17 protein-coding genes are annotated in these 17,111 nt (G+C 69.9%); 8 read left to right on the forward strand and 9 right to left on the reverse strand.

What is annotated here, in order from left to right; genetic code table 11:
- The first annotated feature begins 73 nt into the window (after positions 1 to 73).
- A complete protein-coding gene (locus tag ACFV9C_RS10505) occupies positions 74 to 1,789 on the forward strand; it encodes a cation:proton antiporter (RefSeq protein WP_380192447.1) in 1,716 nt (571 codons plus the stop codon).
- Here the strand turns inward: ACFV9C_RS10505 and ACFV9C_RS10510 are convergent, their stop codons facing one another.
- Entirely contained in the window at positions 1,790 to 3,169 is a 1,380-nt protein-coding gene (locus ACFV9C_RS10510; RefSeq protein WP_380192450.1) for a sulfatase, read from the reverse strand.
- A gap of 25 nt (positions 3,170 to 3,194) precedes the next feature.
- On the opposite strand from ACFV9C_RS10510, the gene ACFV9C_RS10515 reads away from it, so the two are divergent.
- Both ACFV9C_RS10515 and ACFV9C_RS10520 read left to right on the forward strand, forming a co-directional pair.
- Entirely contained in the window at positions 3,195 to 4,784 is a 1,590-nt protein-coding gene (locus ACFV9C_RS10515) for an alpha-L-arabinofuranosidase C-terminal domain-containing protein (RefSeq protein ID WP_380192452.1), read from the forward strand.
- 9 nt (positions 4,785 to 4,793) lie between these two features.
- On the forward strand, positions 4,794 to 5,180 hold the full coding sequence (locus tag ACFV9C_RS10520; protein ID WP_380192454.1) for a hypothetical protein: 387 nt from the start codon (positions 4,794 to 4,796) through the stop codon (positions 5,178 to 5,180).
- Between the two features lie 3 nt (positions 5,181 to 5,183).
- Here the strand turns inward: ACFV9C_RS10520 and ACFV9C_RS10525 are convergent, their stop codons facing one another.
- Both ACFV9C_RS10525 and ACFV9C_RS10530 read right to left on the reverse strand, forming a co-directional pair.
- Positions 5,184 to 5,756 (reverse strand): dihydrofolate reductase family protein, encoded by a 573-nt coding sequence (locus ACFV9C_RS10525; protein WP_380192456.1) that lies wholly within the window; start codon positions 5,754 to 5,756, stop codon positions 5,184 to 5,186.
- A gap of 84 nt (positions 5,757 to 5,840) precedes the next feature.
- Entirely contained in the window at positions 5,841 to 6,560 is a 720-nt protein-coding gene (locus tag ACFV9C_RS10530; RefSeq protein ID WP_380192458.1) for a class I SAM-dependent methyltransferase, read from the reverse strand.
- A 75-nt stretch (positions 6,561 to 6,635) separates the two neighbouring features.
- Between ACFV9C_RS10530 and ACFV9C_RS10535 the strand changes: the two genes are divergently transcribed.
- Complete coding sequence (locus ACFV9C_RS10535; protein WP_380192459.1) at positions 6,636 to 7,187, forward strand: HD domain-containing protein; 552 nt, start codon at positions 6,636 to 6,638, stop codon at positions 7,185 to 7,187.
- 30 nt (positions 7,188 to 7,217) lie between these two features.
- Here the strand turns inward: ACFV9C_RS10535 and ACFV9C_RS10540 are convergent, their stop codons facing one another.
- Complete coding sequence (locus ACFV9C_RS10540) at positions 7,218 to 7,856, reverse strand: VOC family protein (RefSeq protein WP_380192461.1); 639 nt, start codon at positions 7,854 to 7,856, stop codon at positions 7,218 to 7,220.
- Between the two features lie 88 nt (positions 7,857 to 7,944).
- Between ACFV9C_RS10540 and ACFV9C_RS10545 the strand changes: the two genes are divergently transcribed.
- The 3 genes from ACFV9C_RS10545 to ACFV9C_RS10555 are packed head-to-tail and all read left to right on the forward strand — an operon-like array spanning position 7,945 to position 10,776.
- The gene (locus tag ACFV9C_RS10545) at positions 7,945 to 9,192 is read left to right on the forward strand and encodes an alkaline phosphatase (RefSeq protein WP_380192463.1); all 1,248 of its coding nucleotides are present in this window, start codon (positions 7,945 to 7,947) and stop codon (positions 9,190 to 9,192) included.
- A 55-nt stretch (positions 9,193 to 9,247) separates the two neighbouring features.
- The gene (locus tag ACFV9C_RS10550) at positions 9,248 to 10,078 is read left to right on the forward strand and encodes a transglycosylase SLT domain-containing protein (RefSeq protein ID WP_380192465.1); all 831 of its coding nucleotides are present in this window, start codon (positions 9,248 to 9,250) and stop codon (positions 10,076 to 10,078) included.
- An 11-nt stretch (positions 10,079 to 10,089) separates the two neighbouring features.
- Positions 10,090 to 10,776 carry a DUF1684 domain-containing protein gene (locus ACFV9C_RS10555; RefSeq protein ID WP_380192467.1) on the forward strand — a complete coding sequence of 229 codons (687 nt, stop codon included), beginning with the start codon at positions 10,090 to 10,092 and terminating at the stop codon, positions 10,774 to 10,776.
- Between the two features lie 93 nt (positions 10,777 to 10,869).
- Here ACFV9C_RS10555 and ACFV9C_RS10560 read toward each other — a convergent pair whose 3' ends face one another.
- The 3 genes from ACFV9C_RS10560 to ACFV9C_RS10570 all read right to left on the reverse strand — a co-directional run bounded on the left by ACFV9C_RS10560 (position 10,870) and on the right by ACFV9C_RS10570 (position 14,658).
- The gene (locus ACFV9C_RS10560; RefSeq protein ID WP_380192469.1) at positions 10,870 to 13,023 is read right to left on the reverse strand and encodes a DEAD/DEAH box helicase; all 2,154 of its coding nucleotides are present in this window, start codon (positions 13,021 to 13,023) and stop codon (positions 10,870 to 10,872) included.
- 241 nt (positions 13,024 to 13,264) lie between these two features.
- On the reverse strand, positions 13,265 to 13,738 hold the full coding sequence (locus tag ACFV9C_RS10565) for a vitamin K epoxide reductase family protein (RefSeq protein ID WP_380192471.1): 474 nt from the start codon (positions 13,736 to 13,738) through the stop codon (positions 13,265 to 13,267).
- A gap of 2 nt (positions 13,739 to 13,740) precedes the next feature.
- Complete coding sequence (locus tag ACFV9C_RS10570; protein WP_380192473.1) at positions 13,741 to 14,658, reverse strand: DUF929 family protein; 918 nt, start codon at positions 14,656 to 14,658, stop codon at positions 13,741 to 13,743.
- Between the two features lie 123 nt (positions 14,659 to 14,781).
- Between ACFV9C_RS10570 and ACFV9C_RS10575 the strand changes: the two genes are divergently transcribed.
- On the forward strand, positions 14,782 to 15,402 hold the full coding sequence (locus ACFV9C_RS10575; protein ID WP_380192475.1) for an SAM-dependent methyltransferase: 621 nt from the start codon (positions 14,782 to 14,784) through the stop codon (positions 15,400 to 15,402).
- On the opposite strand, the gene ACFV9C_RS10580 is transcribed toward ACFV9C_RS10575, so the two are convergent.
- A complete protein-coding gene (locus ACFV9C_RS10580; protein ID WP_380193538.1) occupies positions 15,377 to 16,501 on the reverse strand; it encodes an MFS transporter in 1,125 nt (374 codons plus the stop codon). The two genes, ACFV9C_RS10575 and ACFV9C_RS10580, sit on opposite strands and share 26 nt — an antisense overlap.
- A gap of 5 nt (positions 16,502 to 16,506) precedes the next feature.
- Positions 16,507 to 17,058: a Chromate resistance protein ChrB gene (locus ACFV9C_RS10585; RefSeq protein ID WP_380192477.1), complete on the reverse strand. Its 552-nt coding sequence runs from the start codon at positions 17,056 to 17,058 to the stop codon at positions 16,507 to 16,509.
- Positions 17,059 to 17,111: the final 53 nt, after the last annotated feature.

Consider the following 17,111-nt stretch of genomic DNA (forward strand, 5'->3'; position numbering starts at 1 on the left):
GCCGCCGCGGGCCGCCCGTGACACCAGTGTGAATCCCTGGTTCCCACCCTGGCCCGCCGTAGACTCCGGTCGCGTGGACCACCAGATCGTTCTGATTGCCGGTGCGGGGCTCGCGATCATGATCGCGGCCTCGGTGTTCGCGCGGCGGACCGGCGTCGCGGCGCCGTTGCTGCTGGTCGCGCTCGGGATCGGCGCCAGCTACCTGCCGAGTACGCCGGCCATCCACATCGAGCCGGAGATCATCCTCGCGGGCGTCCTCCCGCCGCTGCTCTACACGTCGGCGGTCAAGCTCCCGGTGATCGACGTACGGCGGAACTTCGGGCTGATCTCCTGGCTGTCGGTCGTGATGGTGATCGTGTCGGCGCTGGTGATCGGGGCGCTCGTGCACGCGGCGTTCCCGAGCATCTCGTTCGCGCTGGCGGTCGCGCTCGGAGCCGTCGTCAGCCCGACGGACGCGGTCGCGGCGACCGCGATCGGGCACCGGGTCGGGCTGCCACCACGGCTGATGACCGTGCTCGAAGGCGAAAGCCTGGTGAACGACGCGTCCGCGCTGGTGGTGCTTCGTACGGCGGTCGCGGCGCTGGCCGTCACCACGCATTTCAGCCTCGGTCACACCGTGCTCGACTTTGTGTGGGCGGTGGTCGGCGCGATCCTGATCGGCGGAGCGGTCGGGTTGGTGACAGTCCTGCTGCGGCAGCGGCTGGACGATCCGGTGCTGAACACGACGATCTCGTTCGCGGTGCCGTTCCTCGCGTATTTCCCGGCCGAGGAGGCGCACGCGTCCGGCGTACTGGCCGTGGTCATCGCCGGGTTGCTGACCGGCGCGCTCGGGAACCGGCGGTTCAGCGCGCGCGACCGGCAGACCCAGTCGACGACCTGGACGACGATCAGCTTCATCCTGGAGAGCGGCGTCTTCCTGGCGATGGGGTACGAGCTGCCGGAACTGGTGAACGACGCTCGCGCGGAGACCACGCTGGGTGAGATCACGGTGCTGGTGCTGCTCGTGGTCGGGCTGCTGATCGCGCTGCGGTTCCTGGGGCTCGCGTGGCCGGCGGTGCAGAGCCGCTTCGGGCCGGGCGACCGGCACGAGCAGGCACATGCGCAGCTGGACCAGTTCGAGGAACGACTGGACTCGATGGAGCCGTCGAGCCAGCGTGAGGAGAACCGGGTCGCGTGGGCCCGCAAACGGCTGGCCCGCGGCCGCGCCGACGCCGACTTCGAGGAGCGGGAGCCGATCACGGGGCGCGGCCTTCTGGTGCTCGCCTGGGCCGGTATGCGCGGCGTCGTCACGGTCGCCGCCGCACAGACGATCCCCGCCGGTACGCCGCACCGCGCCACCGTCGTACTCGCGGCCTTCATCGTCGCGCTGATCACGCTGGTGCTGTTCGGGATCTCCCTCCCGGCGGTGATCGCGAAGCTGCGCTTCCGCCCGGAGAGCGCCGAGGACAAACGCGACTCGGTCCAGGAACTCATGCGCCAGATCGGCGAATCCGCCATCGACGCCGTCGGCCCGCTGGCGGAGCAGACCGTCGAGGGCGAACCACTCGACCCAGAGGTCGCCAGCGCCCTCAAGGACCGCATCCTGCCCCGCCTCGTCGCCGGCACCCGCCAACTCCGCGAGACCAAGCCCGACACCCGCGAACAAACGGAAGTCATCCAACGCCGCTACCTGGACGCCATGCGCGAGGCCCTGTCCACCGAACGCAGCGTCGGCGCCTACAGCTCAGAAACCTACCGCCAGGTCCAATCCTTCCTGGACACCCTCGAACAACGCTTCACAACGGCCTGACTACCAGTCCGCGAGGCGGGGTTGGGGGCGGTTTTCGGTGGAGACGAGGGTGTCCAGGAGGAACTCCTGTAGGGCGGTGCGGGTGGTGTGGTGGGTGGGGTCGTTCCAGAGGTTTTGTTGTTCGTTGGGGTCGGTGGTGAGGTTGTAGAGCTCGCCGGTTCGGGGGCGGGTTCGGCTGGGGTGTTGGACGATCAGCTTCCAGTGGTCGCGGCGGAGCATCGTCAGGTGTACGGGGTCGGCGTACGGGTGGCCGCTGTTGCGGTACTCGCACAGGGCCCAGTCTCGACCTGACGGCTGGAGGAGGTCCTCGCCTTCGCCGTGGGGGGTGAGGCCGGCGGCGGTGAGGATGGTGGCGGAGAGGTCGATCCACTGGACGAGGTCGGTACGGCGGGTGCCGGCGGGGAGGGTTGACGGCCAGCGGAGGATGAGTGGGACGCGGACGGCCTGTTCGTACAGCATCGGGCCCTTGAGCATCAGTTCGTGGTCGCCGAGCATCTCGCCGTGGTCGCTGGTGAACACCACCAGTGTGTCGTCGGACAGTCCCTCCGCGTCCAGCGCGTCGAGGATCCGCCCGACCTCGTCGTCGACCAGCGTCACCATCGCGTAGTACGCCGCCTTGACCTCCTGCAGCTCCTCCTGGCTGTACGTCGTGAACCCGCGCGCGTGGCCGGCGTACGACTCGTGCGACGCCTCCGTCTGGATCGGGGGCTTGCCGGACAGGTCGTCCGGGATCGGGCGACTGAGCTCGCGCGAGCGGTACCGGCGTACGTACTCCTCCGGCGCGCCGAAGCCGTGGTGCGGGTCGAAGAAGTTCGCCACGAAGAAGAACGGCTTGGACCGCTCGCGGGACCGGGTGAGGAAGTCGATGGTCTGCTCGCCGATCCAGCGGCTGTAGTGGATCTCCGCGGGCAGCGAGTCGTAGTCCAGCTCGGCCCCGACGAGGTCCGGTCGGACCGTGTACAGCCACCGGTGGTACTCGTTCTCGGACGACCCCGGGTACGGATCGTGCGCCCAGCGGAACACCCGGAACCCGTCGTCGTGCCGCACCTCGGTCCGCCCGCCGAAGCACGCGTTCAGATGGAACTTGCCGACCAGGCCGCAGTCGTACCCGGCGTCCGCGAGGTCCTTGCTGAACAGCCGCTCGTGATCCGGCAGCCCGACGCCGTTCGCCCAGAGCCCGTGCTGGTGCACGTACCGGCCGGTCATCAGGCTGGCCCGCGACGGCGCGCACACCGGGCTCTGCACGTAGCAGTTCTCGAACAACGCGCCCTGACCTGCCAGCCGGTCCAGGTTGGGCGTGTCGATCTCATCGTTGCCTGAGGCACCCAATGCGGAGAAACGCTGCTGGTCGGTGCAGATGAGCAGAACGTTCGGCGGCATGGGTGGCAGTCTATAGTTGGGTGCCGTGACTTTCGCCGCCACGATCGACATCCACAGCGACCGGCAGCATCCCATCGACCCGATGATCTACGGGCATTTCCTGGAGTCCGCGTTCTTCGGCAACATCGACGGCGGAGTGTTCGACGAGGGCTCCCCACTGTCGTACGGCGGTGACGACGTCCGCAGCGGTCTCCGCAAGGACGTGATCGAGCTCTGCCGGGAGCTGGGCCTCCCGATCGTGCGCTGGCCCGGCGGCAACTTCACGTCGGCGTACCACTGGGAGGACGGCATCGGCCCGCGCGCCGGCCGCCCGCGGCGGCTCGAGCTGGCGTGGGGCTCGGAGGAGGACAACCGCTTCGGCACCGACGAGTTCCTCGCCTGGTGCGCCGAGGTCGGGACCGTGCCGTACCTCGCGCACAGCTGCCGCGACGTCGACGAGGCGGTCCGCTGGGTCGAGTACACGAACTACGCCGGCGACACGGAGTACACCCGCCGCCGCGGCCGTCCGCCGTACGGCGTGCAGTATTGGGGCCTCGGGAACGAGGTGTACGGCGACTGGCAGCTGGGCCACCGCCCCGCCGCCGCGTACGCCGCCGACGCCGCGGAGCACGCTCGCTTCATGCGCGCGGTCGACCCGGCGCTGAAGTTCGTCGCGGTCGGTCAGCCCGACGCCGACTGGACCGAGACCGTACTGCGGGCCGTCGGCAACCAGATCGACTACCTGTCGTTCCATCTGTACGGCGCGACCACGCAGCTGATCGACGGCGCCGCCGAGTACGACGCGATCGTTGCCCAGTCGCTGTACTTCGAGCAGCAGATCGCCCAGTACTCCGACCTGGTCGGCGCCCTCGCCGCCCGCACCGGGGTGGACCGCCCGCTCGGGCTCGCCATGGACGAGTGGAACATCCGGCACGTCGAGCCCGCGAGCTGGCCGGAGCCGCAACCCTCCGACGACGGCGGTACGGTCGCCCGTGACGTGGACGGTCTGTCCACGCATCCCGCGCAGCGGGTGAACCGGTGGAGCCCGCGCACCCTCGCGGATGCGCTGTTCTACGCGGGCGTCTTCCACGCCCTGCACCGCGCGGGTGCCCGCGAGGTTCCGGTGACGATGGCGAACACGGTCAATCTGCTGAACGCGAACGGCGTGATCGTTGCCCGGCCCAACGGTTCGGTCCGAGCGGCGACGTACCACGTGTGGGACCTGTACCAGAACCACCTCGGCCCGATCGCGCTCGCCGCCGACGTACGGTCGCCCGGGCGGCTGACCGACGTACGGCAAGGGGACGAACGGGACCACCGGGGCGAGTTCCGGAGCATGCCGGCGACGGTGCCGGACCTGGACGTGTCGGCGACGACGGACGGCGAGACGATCCGGATCGCGGTGATCAACCGGCATCGCGAGGACACAATCCGCGCCGGTCTCAGCCTCGACGGTCGTCGGGAGGCGTTGCCGGCGAGATGTGCGGTCAAGCGGCTGAGCGCGGACGACGTACTCGCGGTCAACACCCTCGGCGCACCGGACACCGTGGCGCTGCGCGACCTTGGCACGGCGGACTTCGACGGAAGCTACGAGTTCCCGCCGCACAGCATCACCGTGCTCTCCTTCGAGCGTTAGTCTCGTCGGATGGACAGCAAGCCACGGGTGTTGGTACTCGGGCTGGATCCGTACCGGGTGCCCGGGCCGTGGGACCCGGAGCCGGTCGCGACCGGGATCCAGGCCGGAATGGCGGACTTCGCCGCGCACGGCGTCGCCGCGGAGACGTGCCTCGTCGGCCTGGACGGCAGCGACGACATCGAGGCGGTGGTGACGGCCGCACTGACCGCGCAGCCGTGGGAGTGCGTGGTCGTAGGCGGCGGCATCCGGAGAGCCGACGAAGAGTCCGGGTTGTTCGAGACGGTCATCAACCTGGTCCGCCGGCACGCCCCCGACGCCGCGATCGCGTTCAACAGCACGCCCGACGACACCTACCACGCAGCCGCCCGCTGGCTCACCCCACCGCGCGACGCCTGACGGTCAGTGCTGTACGTCGTACGTGAGGCGCTGGATGCCGTTCGAGTAGGACTGGCTGGAGGTCTGCGTGAGGTTGATCTTGTCGCGGTCGGCGTCGCTGAAGAGGCGCTTGCCGGCGCCGAGCAGGACGGGGAAGACGAGCAGGTTGTACTGGTCGATGAGGCCGGCGTCGGACAGGCCCCGGTTCAGGGTCGCGCTGCCGTTGACGATGATCGGGCCGCCCTCGGTCTCCTTGAGCGCGGCGACGTCGTCGAGCGAGCGGAGGATGTGGATCTCGTTCCAGTTCGTCACGAGGTCGCTGTCCTGGAGCGTGGTCGAGACGACGTATTTCGGCATCGCCAGGTAGCCGGGGAACTCGGCCACCGTCGGCCAGATCGGGGCGAACGACTCGTAGCTCACCCGGCCGAGCAGCAGCGCGGTGGCCTCCTCCTGCTCCTCGCCCTTCAGCTGGTACGCCGCCTCGTCGTACGGGATGTCCTTGAAGGTCCAGCCGGTGTTCCGGTACCCGGTCTCGCCGCCCGGGGCCTCCACGACGCCGTCGAGCGAGATGAACGCGGTGGTGATCAGCTTACGCATGTCGTGATGCTCCTTCGTAGGTTGCTTGTGCCTGTGCGTCGACCGGGCCGCCGCCGAATAGACAGACCGTAAATGTGACCTGGGTCACTCCGCCTCGATGATCCACACCGCCGAGCCGAACAGCACGCCGTCGCCGGTCGCCTGCGCGGCGAGCGTCTCCCGCAAGGTGGTCCGCCCGCGCTCGGCAGCAGCGGGGTCGAGCTCGTCCAGAAGGTTCTGCGGCTCACGGAGCTGAAGGACGTTGTCGTACGCCGCCTGTACCTGAGACCCGTAGAAGATCGGCTCCCGTACGTCCGTGAACGTCGGCTCGGCGAACCCCGCCGCCACGAGTAGATCCCGCGTCCGCTCGCGGTCGCCGAGCGAGAACGGCGAATCGTCCCGGAACGCCCCGCCGAGCGCCTCCGGAATCACCCGCGCCCACTCGTTGTCGACGCGCGGCTGCCACACCATCAGCACGATCCGCCGGCACGCCCGCCGCAGATTCGCGAACGCCCCAGCCGGCTCCGCGAAGAACATCACCCCGAACCGGCTGATCCCCACGTCATAGCTCTCGAATTCGTACGTCGACGCATCCGCGTGCAGATAGCTGACGTTCTCCTCGGACGTACGCCGCCGCGCCTCATCCAGCATCCGCTCGGACACGTCCACACCCAGCACCACCCCGGGCGCCGCATCCCTCGCGGCGTCCCGCGTGGTCTGTCCGCCACCACATCCCACGTCCAGCACCCGATCACCCGGCCGAATCCCACAGGCCGTCCGGAAGCGCGGCTGGTAGAACCGCATCTCCGCGTCGTAGTCGAACATCGCCCCAGCCTAGAGGGGCGTCGACAGCGACCGGCAGTCGCCGGGTGTTCATCCGGACTGCCTACGCTGCGGCGTATGGCGGTCGCGACGGTGGACGAGTTGATGGCGCTGCTCGGGAAGTGTGCGGGCGTGTGGGACACGCCGGACCGGAGTGGGGACCCGGTCGACATCCTCGACCACGATCGGCAGTGCGCCGAGCTGCTGCGGCAGGACTTCCCGGCGGACGAGGAGTTGCAGGTCGCGGGGCTGGTGCACGATGTGGGGCATCTGCTGCGGCCAGGTGACGACGCCGGGCACGGACGGAACGGCGCGGCGGCGGTGCGTGGGCTGCTGGGGGAGAGGGTGGCGCGGCTGGTCGAGCTGCACGTGGTCGCCAAGCGGTACCTGGTGGCGACGGATGCCGTGCACGCGGAGCGGTTGTCGGCGTCGAGTCGCCGTACGTTGGTGGCGCAGGGCGGGGCGATGACGGCGGACGAGGTACGGGCGTTCGAGCGCGATCCCGACTTCGCGGCCGCGGTCGCACTGCGGCGCGCGGACGACGCGGGAAAGGTCGTGGGCCTACAGGTCGCACCCCTCGAGTCGTGGCGCCAGCTCCTGACTCGCGTCGCCGCCCACGCAAACACCTAACCGCTCCCAGTGCGTGCCGGCCGGGTGTGGTCAGAGGAAGTGCAGGTGGTTGCCGTCGGGGTCTGTGGTTGTGGGGCGTGGTGCGGTGGTGGTCAGGCCGAGGTGAGCGATCGGGGTGGTTGCTGAGGGCAAGAGTTTGACGGCGTCCTGGCCCAGGCTGAACGTGTCGTCGGCGATCTGTTCCATCCCGAGGTGGGTGCCGTAGAACTCGGTGGCGGCGTCGACGTCCGGGGCCGCGAGACCGACGTACGACAGTGCCCGCACCGGACCTGACGTGATCGGTGCTACCCGGAACTCCTCGGACCGCTGCAGCAGCTCGACGCGTACGCCGTTCGGGTCGGACAGGAACGCCAGCCGCCCCTGCCCGCTGCCGGCGACCCGTGGTGACGAGAGTTCGTCGTACCCGAGTGCGATCAACCGTGCGTAGTCCCCGTCGAGGTCGTCGGTCATGAATCCGACATGGTTCAGCCCGTACGTCGCGTCCGGGTCCGCCTGCTCGTGGTGCAGCAGCTCGACCAGCCCGGTCGCGACCTGGAGGTGCACCCGGCTCACTCGCGACCCGCTCATGAACAACCGGTCCACGACCTCCGCGCCGAGCCCGCCGTAGAACGCCAGGCTCGCGTCGAGATCCTGCACCCGCCCACCGACATGGTTCAGCTCGTAGATCATCACGCAATCCTAGCAAGCGCTTTCCGCCAGCGGCGCGTTCGACTCGGCCCAGGCCGAGAAGCACAACCCGCAGCGCGGGCCGAAGAACGTGATCTTCTTCCTCGGCGACGGCATGGGGACCCAGGAGATCACGGCGGCGCGGTACTACCAGGGCGTCCAGAACAAGCTGAACGTCGACCGCGCGAAGTACACCGGTTTCGACACGACCTGGTCGGTGAAGCCGGGCGCCAAGGCGCCGTACCTGCCGGACTACGACCCGGACTCGGCCTCCACCGGCTCCAGTTGGGCGACCGGCAAGAAGACCATCGACGAGCGGATCTCGCAGGGTCCGAGCAGCGCCGACAACGTCCCCGGTACGAACTACCAGACCGTACTCGAGCTGGCCCAGCAGCGCGGCCTGAAGGTCGGCAACGTCTCCACCGCGGAGATCACCGACGCCACCCCGGCGGTGCTCGCCTCGCACATGTCGCTGCGCGGCTGCCAGGGTCCGGCCGACATGGCCAACTGCCCGAAGGAGACCAAGGCGGCCGGAGGTCTCGGCTCGATCGCGGAGCAGGAGGTCGACCACAAGGTCGACGTGCTGCTGGGCGGTGGCCGCGGACGGTTCGAGCAGCAGATCACCGGCGGCCCGTACGCGGGCAAGACCGTGGTCGACCAGGCCAAGCAGAACGGCATCCAGTACGTCACCGACGCCGCCGGGCTGAAGTCGGTCAAGGCCGGCAAGCCGGTGCTGGGCCTGTTCAACAAGAGCAACATGTCGCTGGAGTGGACCGGCCCGGCCGCGTCCCTCGGCAAGGGCAACACCCCGGCCGCCTGCCAGGAGAACCAGCGCCCGGCGAACGAGCCGAGCCTGGCCGACCTGACGTCGAAGGCGATCAGCCTGCTGGAGAACAAGAAGGGCTTCTTCCTGCAGGTCGAGGGCGCCTCGATCGACAAGCAGGACCACGCCACCAACGCCTGCGGCCAGCTCGGTGAGACGGTAAACTTCGACAAGGCGGTCGGTGTCGCGCTGGACTACCAGAAGACCCACCCGGACACGCTGATCGTCGTCACCGCGGACCACTCGCACACCAGCCAGATCGTCGGCGAGGACGCGAGCGGCACCGGCCTGCCGACCGGCTACTCGACCAACGTGACCACCAAGGACGGCCAGACCCTGACCCTGACCTACGGCACCGCCGGCTTCGGCGGCGACGGCAAGGCCCCGGTCGCGTCCGGCCCGAGCCAGCAGCACACCGGCGCGGGCATCCCGGTCTGGGCCAACGGCCCGGGTGCCGAAGCGGTCCTCGGCACCAACGACCACACCCACCTGTTCAGCGTCCTCCAGGGCAAGTAACAGTCGCTTGAAGCAACCGCGTGGCCTCCGGTTCCCAGCGAACCGGAGGCCACCGGTGTGTGCTGGACCGCCCCGCGTCGGGCAGCTTCGGGCGGTACAGCCCGAGCACACCGACCGTACGCCGGGACTCGCGAGCGGTACGTCGAGCACGCTGCGTACTCCGAGCGCGGTCGGCGTCCCGTCCCACTCCAACCCGCGGTCCCCGGCAGCGGACGGTAGGTTTGGCGGGGTGCAGGTGTCGAAGCGGTGGGGCTGGGCGGCGATCGGGGTGCTTCTCGTCGGCGTCTGGGCGGCGTGCTCGGACAGGACGACCGGGGACAAACCCGTCCCGACGGTGAAGACGACCACCACGGCGAAGCCCGCGAAACCGAGCGCGACGGCGGCGAAGGCCTGGTACGACGACTACGACCCGGCCCACTTCGCAACCGACGTACGGCGGTCCGCGAAGCAGGCGGGAGTGAATCCGCAGCTGCTGATGGCGATCCTGTATGCCGAGTCGTACAAGCCGCACGACCCGAAGTTCGAGCGGCAATGGGCGGAGGTCGACTCGAACCCGGCGTTCGGGATCGCGAACATGCACAAGGCCGCATTCGACGAGACGAAACGCGGCCGGGATTTCGCGAAGCGGAAGTGGGAAGAGCTGCCGGACAACCCGGCGCTGGCGATCGAGGCCGCGGCCTGGCACCTGCACGACCTGGCGAAACGGCTGCCGGCGAAGCGCGCCGACCTGTACACCAAGGACGAGTTGCTTGCCCTCGGCTACAACGCCGGCGGCGGCAACATGCGCATCTTCGCCCGCGGCCGGAAGGCCGGCCCGCAGGCGCAGTCGTACCTCGACAAGATCCACAAGTACTGGCCCCAGTCCGCCGAGGCCCTCAAGAGCTGACAGGAGATCCGATGGATCCGGAGAACGAGCTGACAGGTGATGCTGGTACCCGAGCCGATCGCGTCGTACCTGCTGGCGCGCGGTTCGGGGCGGCGGCGCTTGCGGTGGGGGACTGGCGCCGGCGGGTGTTCGAGCTGTACGCCGCCGTTCGCGCCGAACCCGACCCAGCCAAGGCCCACGCCCACTGGCAAACCACCCGCAACAACCTCCTGACCCACCACCCAGCATCCCCGGTCCCGGGCCAAGACCGCGCCATGTATCGCGGAGCGCCGGTCGCCTCGTACAACCCCCAGTTCCGCTACGAGACCACCATCGACACCGACGTGAAGCCCGACAGCTGGGAGTTCCAGTCGGCCACCGACGGCGTGATCCCGTTCTCCCTCGTGGGCACCTTGCATCTCCCGATCGGGAACCTCGACGTCTGGTGGCTCGAGTCCTACGGCGGCGGCCTCTTCATCCCCGTGAAGGACAGGAATCAGCAGACGTACGGCGGCGGCCGCTACCTGATCGACACCGTCAAGGGCGCCGACCTCGGCAGCGACCTGTCCACCGGCCGCTTTGTCGTCGACCTGAACTTCGCCTACAACCCGTCCTGCGCCTACAGCCCCGACTGGACCTGCCCCCTCGCCCCGCCCACCAACACCCTCGACACCGACCTACCGGTAGGCGAGCTGACCTCAACCCCCGCCGAGTCGTAGCGTTTGGCTGGCGTCCGCCACCGCGAGTCGTGGATCGAGGTCGCCGATACGCCGTGTCGCCCACCGAATCCCACGACTCGAGGAAGAGGTTCATCAGGTGGCGGTCGCGAGGGCTTGGGTTAGGAGGGCTGTCAGGGCTTCTAGCTGGAAGTCGGCGGAGGAGCTGACCTCTTCGTCGGAGCCGTCGAGGGCCATGGCGGCCAGGCCGGCCTTGGCGTCGATCAGGTCGGCGACCCGGGTGTCGATGGTCTGCGCGGCGATGATCCGCCACGCGGTGACCGGCTCGTCCTGGCCGATCCGGTGCACCCGGTCGATCGCCTGGGTCTGCTCGGCGTTCGTCCAGGAGAGCTCGGCGAGGACGACGTTCGAGGAGACCTGCAGGTTCAGGCCGACGCCCGCGGTGAGCAGTGAGCAGACCGCGATCGACACGTCGGGATCGTTGACGAAGGCATCGATGTTCTTCTGCCGCGTCCGGGACGTCTGGTCGCCGCGGATCGAGGAGTACTTGATGCCGCGCTCGGCGAACAGCTCCTCGGCGGTGTCCATCACCTCGATGTGCCGGGCGAAGAAGACCACCTTGCCGACGTTCTGCGCCAGCTGCGCGGCGTAGTCGGCGGCCAGGCCGGCCTTCGCCTGGCCGATCCGGCGGAACAGGCTGAACACGTTGTCGCCGGTCTTCTTCGCGGCCATCTCGGTCCGCTCCCAGCCGGCCACCTGGCGGACCAGGTCGTGGTCGATGCCGTCCACGACGGCACCCGAACGCCGGGTCTCCAGCGCGGTCCGGTACCGCTCGACCAGCCGGTCGGCGAGCTCCCGCTCGGCGGCCCGGATCGATCGCCCGAGGGCGCCGTCCAGCTCGACCGGCAGGTCCGCGATCCGGCGGGCCGGGATGTCCGCGGCGACGTCCACCTTGCGGCGCCGGACGATGCCCATGTCGATCACGCTGGCCCGGGCGGCCGCCGCGAACCCGGGGTCGGCCGGGGTCAGGTCGGTGGCGTCGAGCTTCTCCATCAGCTCGGCCCGTGGCGCCTTCTCGTCGACCCAGCCGAGGAACTCCCAGATCGCGGTGAAGTCCTCGATCGAGTTGATCAGCGGCGTACCGGTGAGCGCCATCAGCAGCGGCCGGGTGGTCCGGGAGCGGATCCGGTTGGACAGTTCGAGCACGTTCCGGGAGCGCTGCGACTTCTTGTTCTTGATGAAGTGCGCCTCGTCCACGACCATGCCGCGGAACCCGAGGTCGCCGAGCCAGCCGACGTGCCGGTCGAGGACCTCGTAGTTCACCACCACGATGTCCGCGAACCCGTCGATCGAGTCACCGTCGCCGTGGATCACCGTTGGGACCTTGCGCGGGGTCCAGAGGCCGGCCTCGCGGGCCCAGTTGGTCTTGACGACGTTCGGTACGACGGCCAGCAGCGGGTACGCGTTTGCGGCCTGTGCGGCGAGCAGCGCCTGGGCGGTCTTGCCGAGGCCGGGCTCGTCGGCGAGCAGGAACGTCCGGTGGCCCTCCGCGGCGGCGGCGATCAGCCGGGCCTGGTGCGGCATCAGCTCTAGGCCGCGGAGCCGGAGGGCGTCGATCCCGCCGGCCAGCCGCAGCGAGGTCGGGTCCGGCAGCGTCATGGTGGCCGAGGCGGCCGCGTGCTCGAACGAGCGCAGCAGCGGGCCGATCAGCTCCCAGCCGCCGAGCCGGCTCGGGCCGGCGGGGCGGTTCGGGGCCGCGGAGAAGTCCGGGGCGAGGAACGGGTTGGCGAGCTGCCGGGACACCACGGCCTGCGGCACCACCCGCCGGGCCTGGGTCTCCGGGACGGCCGCCGGCTCGGCCGGCTCGGGCTCCTCGGGAGCCTCCAGGCCGGCCTCCTCGATCATCTGCCGCTTGAGCGCGGCCGCCGCCTCCGAGATCACCGCGTCCTCGGCGAGCAGCACGAGCAGCGACGGCTCCAGCGCGGCGGTCTTGGCCAGGATCGTCGCGATCCCGTCGAGCCGCCGGAGCTGCTCGGTCCGGTACGCCTCGGTGGCCGCGGCGTCGCCGTTCACCCGGGCCCGCTCCTCGCGGACCAGCAGTGCGACGACCTGGAACTTCGTCCGGGTCGACGGCTTGATCGCGGCGCGGGTGACCGCGTTCTCGACCTCGCGGACAGCCTGCGCGAGAACCTGGATCAGACCGTCGGACTCACCGTCGCGGACGCGACGCCGGCGACGGGGTGCGGAACGGGTAGCGCCGGGCTGGCGCTGACCTCGTCGGGCCAACATTTCCTCCTGTGTCGTGCCACGACCGGGCCGTGGCGGAACGCCGGACCGCGCGGGGACCGACCCGCCGACGAGACGCCACCCGGTGTCGTCCAGAGGGTCGCCCAGAGAGTGCCCAGGAACACGGCTTTCAGAATTCACCGCTCCTGTGTGCGCGATCGAGACACCATGCTACCTGCCCCGCGTCGAATGTTGCAGACCGGCACCGGGTATTGGCCGACCGGAAGTCTGCCGTGGGCGCTGGTCAGGACGCGGGTGGCACCAGCGCGAGGCGGACGATGACCAGGCCGAACAACACCAAGGTGAGGGCGTGGACGACGGTGCACCACAGGCAGATCGCGTTGATCTGGAAGAGCTCGGCCCAGATCAGGTAGCAGACGAAGACCACGCCGGTGAGTACGCCGACCAGCCGCAGCCGGCCGGGCCACGGGGACGGCGTACGCCACATCGGGGGGACCGACAGTGCGGTCATGCCGACGAAGAACAGCAGGCCGAGGAGCGCGACCGGGATGCCGAAGACCTTGGAGTACTGGCTGCTGGTGACCTTCGCGCAGTTGACCACGCCGGTGTCCGGGCAGGCGAGCGTCGTACCGGCGGTGAAGTGCTCGTAGGTCAGGTACGCCGCCACTGCCAGCCCCGCGATCGAGACGGCCAGCGTGGCCCATGGGATCACGCCCAGCGAAGTGCGCGACGAGGACCGCGCTGTGGTGCCGGTCATGGTCAGCCCTTCGCCGCGCCGAGCTTGCCGGCGGCCGCGGTGACTGCCGCGCTCGTGCACACGTTCGACGGCTGGTTGTTCGTGATCTTGCAGATCGCCGCCGTGTAGACGTTGGCCGATCCGATGACGGCCTTGGTGATCGGGCTGGACGGGTCCTTCAGCGCGTCGACGATCTGCGCCTGGGTCTTGCCGGCCAGCACGTCGGGGGAGTACGTCGCGCCGGAGCCGATGAACTTGTTGCCGATGTCGATGAACGGGATCGACCCGGCGCTGTCCTTCGCGACGTACGGCACGTTGTCGTACTTCTGCAGCGTCGCCTGGTCCTCGGCCGTCGGGGTGTCGAGCGGCTTGTAGCTGTTGCCCTCGACCTCGTTGGTCGTCGTCTCGACGCCGGTGAAGGACAGGTACTGGCTCGTGTACGTCGAGCCGTGGAACGACAGCGACGGCGTGTTCGGGTGCACGTCCGCGGAGGCGGAGTGGGTCGTACCGAGGTCCTTGAAGGTGCCGAAGCGGGACAGCGCGACGACGACCGGCCAGCGCTCGGCGGCGCAGAACGGGCAGTACTCGGCGCCGATGTAGAGCACCTTCGGCTTGCCGTTCGCGGTCAGTGCCGGCTGGTTGTTGATCGCCGACGGCGCCGTCGTCACGCCGGAGCTGCCGACGGTGGAGAACGTGGAGTCCGGGATCGAGCCGAGCGCGGTGACCAGCGCCGGGTCGAGCGCGCCGCTAGGCGCCTGCGCGGTCTTCTTGCCGCCGCCGACCAGCCGGATCGTGATCAGCCCGCCCACGATCACCACGACCAGAACGACCGCACCCACCGCGAGCAGAAGCCGCCGGCGCTGCTCGGCCCGCCGTTGGGCGGCCTGCTGCGCGGCGATCCGCTCACGGGCCGCAGCCTTCTGTTCGACACGCCTTGCCATGACTCTCCTCTGATCGCGCACGGGCTCCGGAAGAACAACTATCCATCGGGCCCGGAAGTTCCTGCCTGTCGGTCACTGTGAGGTTACAGATCATCGGACCCGCGGGGGTCGTAGGGTGCGCACGTGGACTGGCGGGTATGGCATCAGCGGTACGACGACCCGGGATCCGAACTCGCGCAGCGGTTGCTGACCGTGCAGGCGCAGGTGCGGGCGGCGCTGGATCGGGCACCGGACGGGCCGATCCCGGTGATCAGCCTGTGTGCGGGACAGGGTCGCGACCTGCTCGGCGTGCTGCGGGATCACCCGCGGGCCGCCGACGTCCGTGGGCGGTTGGTCGAGCTGGATCCGGAGCTGGCCGCCACCGCGCGGGAGCAGGCGCCGGAGCGGGTCGAGGTGGTCACCGGTGACGCCTCGCTGACGGATCACTACGGCGGGTTCGTGCCGGCCGAACTGGTGCTGCTCACCGGCATCTTCGGCAACATCACGAACGGCGACATCCGGCGCACGATCGCGGGCAGCCGGATGTTCTGCCGGACCGGCGCGACGGTGATCTGGACCCGGCACCGCGGCGACCCGGACCTGGTGCCGTCGATCTGCGACTGGTTCGAGACCGGCGGCTTCGAGCGGGTGTGGGTGTCGGACAAGGAGGCCGGCTTCGGCGTCGGCGTGCACCGTTTCACCGGCATACCTGAACCTCTGGTGAAGGGTGAGAGCCTGTTCAGCTTCGTGCCGGGCGGAGTATGAGCAGCCCGAGCGCGAGCAGGACCGCGAGTACGACGTACCCGGCGTCCAGTACCGCGATCGACGCGACGGCGGCGACGAGCAGCGGGCCGCCGGCGTCGCCGAGCTCCCGGCCGAGCTCGGCCGTGCCCATCGTCTGACCCATCCGCTCCGGTGGCGTGCCGGCCGCGAGTGCCGCGAACCCGAGCGGCGTGATCACACCCGTCCCGGCGCCGATCAGCGCGGCCGCGATCAGCAGGAACACCACGCCCGGCAGTGCGGCGCAGACGAAGCCCGCGGCCGCCAGACCGAGGCCGATCGCGATGCCCGCGCGGGTGGTCAGCTTGCCCGCGTCGAGCGCCCGACCGGATCGCGGCTGGACCACGGCGGCCGTTGCCGCGAGCAAGGAAACGGCCGCTCCGGTGGCGATCGTCCCGAGCCCGTCCGACGCGCCCGTGACCGGCAGGAACCCGACGCCGACCGACAACGCCGCCGTCGCCGCGGCCAGCGCCGCGGTCGGCCGCAGGAACGCCGGGTCGGTGATCCGGCGCGCCAGGTCCAGCACGGTCTGCCGGGTCCGCGGCAACGGCGGGACGACCGGTACGACGACCAGCGCCCAGACGGCGACGGCCACCGCGAGGACCGTCATCACCCCGAACAGCAGGCGGAATCCGCCGAGCCACACGATTCCGCCGCCGAGCAACGGTCCGGCCGTGTACCCGAGGCTCTTGTAGAAGCCGTAGCTGCCGAACGCCCGCCCGTGTTTCGCCGACGGATTGAGCCGGGCGACGAGCGCGGACGCGGCGGGGGAGAAGGCCGACGCCGCAGCGCCCTGGCCGAGCCGGGCGACCCACAGCCAGCCGGGCCGGTCCGCGACCACATAGGTGCCGGAGGCAACCGCGAAGCCGATCAGGCCGAACAGCAGGACGGGCCGGGCGCCGATGCGGTCCGAGATTGTGCCGAAGACGGGTTTCAGCAGCACCTCAGCGCCGTCGTACAGCGCGAGCAGGATGCCGAGTGTCATCAGTGACTTGACCGCGTCGGACGACAGACCGCCGAGGTTCGCCGCGATCGCGTGGGCGCCGAACGCGGTGGTGAAGCCGGCGGCGTAGAGCGGCCACATCTTCTTCACCGGGCATCACCCGGGAGCTGGTGCAGGACGCGGAACACGAGCTCGGCGTACTCCTCGCAGCAGGCGACGCAGTCCTTGAGCCGGGCGGTGGCCTCGGCGGCTTCCGGCGTACCGAAGACGTCGCGGCTGGTGAGATCGCGGTGCCAGCGGCGCAGGCGATCGAGGCTCTGCTCCTCCTCCTCGAGCTCGGCCAGCGTGAACTTCTCGATCCGGATCTCCTTGGCGATCTCGTCCTCGAACTTCCGGCAGTCGGCCAGGAACTCGGTCCAATCCGCCCGCCGGGCCTCGTCGTAGAGCCCGCGCAGCCGGGCGCCGTCGGCCGCGTCCTTCCCGGCCGCCTCGAGTACCGTCACCTCGCCCTCGGCGCGGGCGACCAGTTCGGTGGTCCGCTGGATGGCGGCCTCGAAGACCGGCAGCTCCGGGACCGCCCAGACGCCCTGCCCGAGGGACAGCGCCCCGGCCTTCCGCAGCTCGCGCCACACCGCCACGCGGTGCCGCGAGGGCTCCGCCGGGATCCGTACCAGCAAGACCAGCCATCGATCCGTCACAGTCGACACTGTAGCGGGCGTTACATCGAAGCGCATCTCGACAGAAGCGTGAA

It is taken from the genome of Kribbella sp. NPDC059898 (genome assembly GCF_042730855.1).
GTDB lineage: Bacteria > Actinomycetota > Actinomycetes > Propionibacteriales > Kribbellaceae > Kribbella.

What these genes read in the sequence shown, in the direction of transcription:
- ACFV9C_RS10510 (WP_380192450.1), bottom strand. Translation starts at nt 3,169, where the DNA reads ATGCCGCCGAACGTTCTGCTCATCTGCACCGACCAGCAGCGTTTCTCC.
- ACFV9C_RS10520 (WP_380192454.1), top strand. Translation starts at nt 4,794, where the DNA reads ATGGACAGCAAGCCACGGGTGTTGGTACTCGGGCTGGATCCGTACCGG.
- ACFV9C_RS10525 (WP_380192456.1), bottom strand. Translation starts at nt 5,756, where the DNA reads ATGCGTAAGCTGATCACCACCGCGTTCATCTCGCTCGACGGCGTCGTG.
- ACFV9C_RS10530 (WP_380192458.1), bottom strand. Translation starts at nt 6,560, where the DNA reads ATGTTCGACTACGACGCGGAGATGCGGTTCTACCAGCCGCGCTTCCGG.
- ACFV9C_RS10535 (WP_380192459.1), top strand. Translation starts at nt 6,636, where the DNA reads ATGGCGGTCGCGACGGTGGACGAGTTGATGGCGCTGCTCGGGAAGTGT.
- ACFV9C_RS10540 (WP_380192461.1), bottom strand. Translation starts at nt 7,856, where the DNA reads ATGATCTACGAGCTGAACCATGTCGGTGGGCGGGTGCAGGATCTCGAC.
- ACFV9C_RS10555 (WP_380192467.1), top strand. Translation starts at nt 10,090, where the DNA reads ATGGATCCGGAGAACGAGCTGACAGGTGATGCTGGTACCCGAGCCGAT.
- ACFV9C_RS10560 (WP_380192469.1), bottom strand. Translation starts at nt 13,023, where the DNA reads ATGTTGGCCCGACGAGGTCAGCGCCAGCCCGGCGCTACCCGTTCCGCA.
- ACFV9C_RS10565 (WP_380192471.1), bottom strand. Translation starts at nt 13,738, where the DNA reads ATGACCGGCACCACAGCGCGGTCCTCGTCGCGCACTTCGCTGGGCGTG.
- ACFV9C_RS10570 (WP_380192473.1), bottom strand. Translation starts at nt 14,658, where the DNA reads ATGGCAAGGCGTGTCGAACAGAAGGCTGCGGCCCGTGAGCGGATCGCC.
- ACFV9C_RS10580 (WP_380193538.1), bottom strand. Translation starts at nt 16,501, where the DNA reads ATGTGGCCGCTCTACGCCGCCGGCTTCACCACCGCGTTCGGCGCCCAC.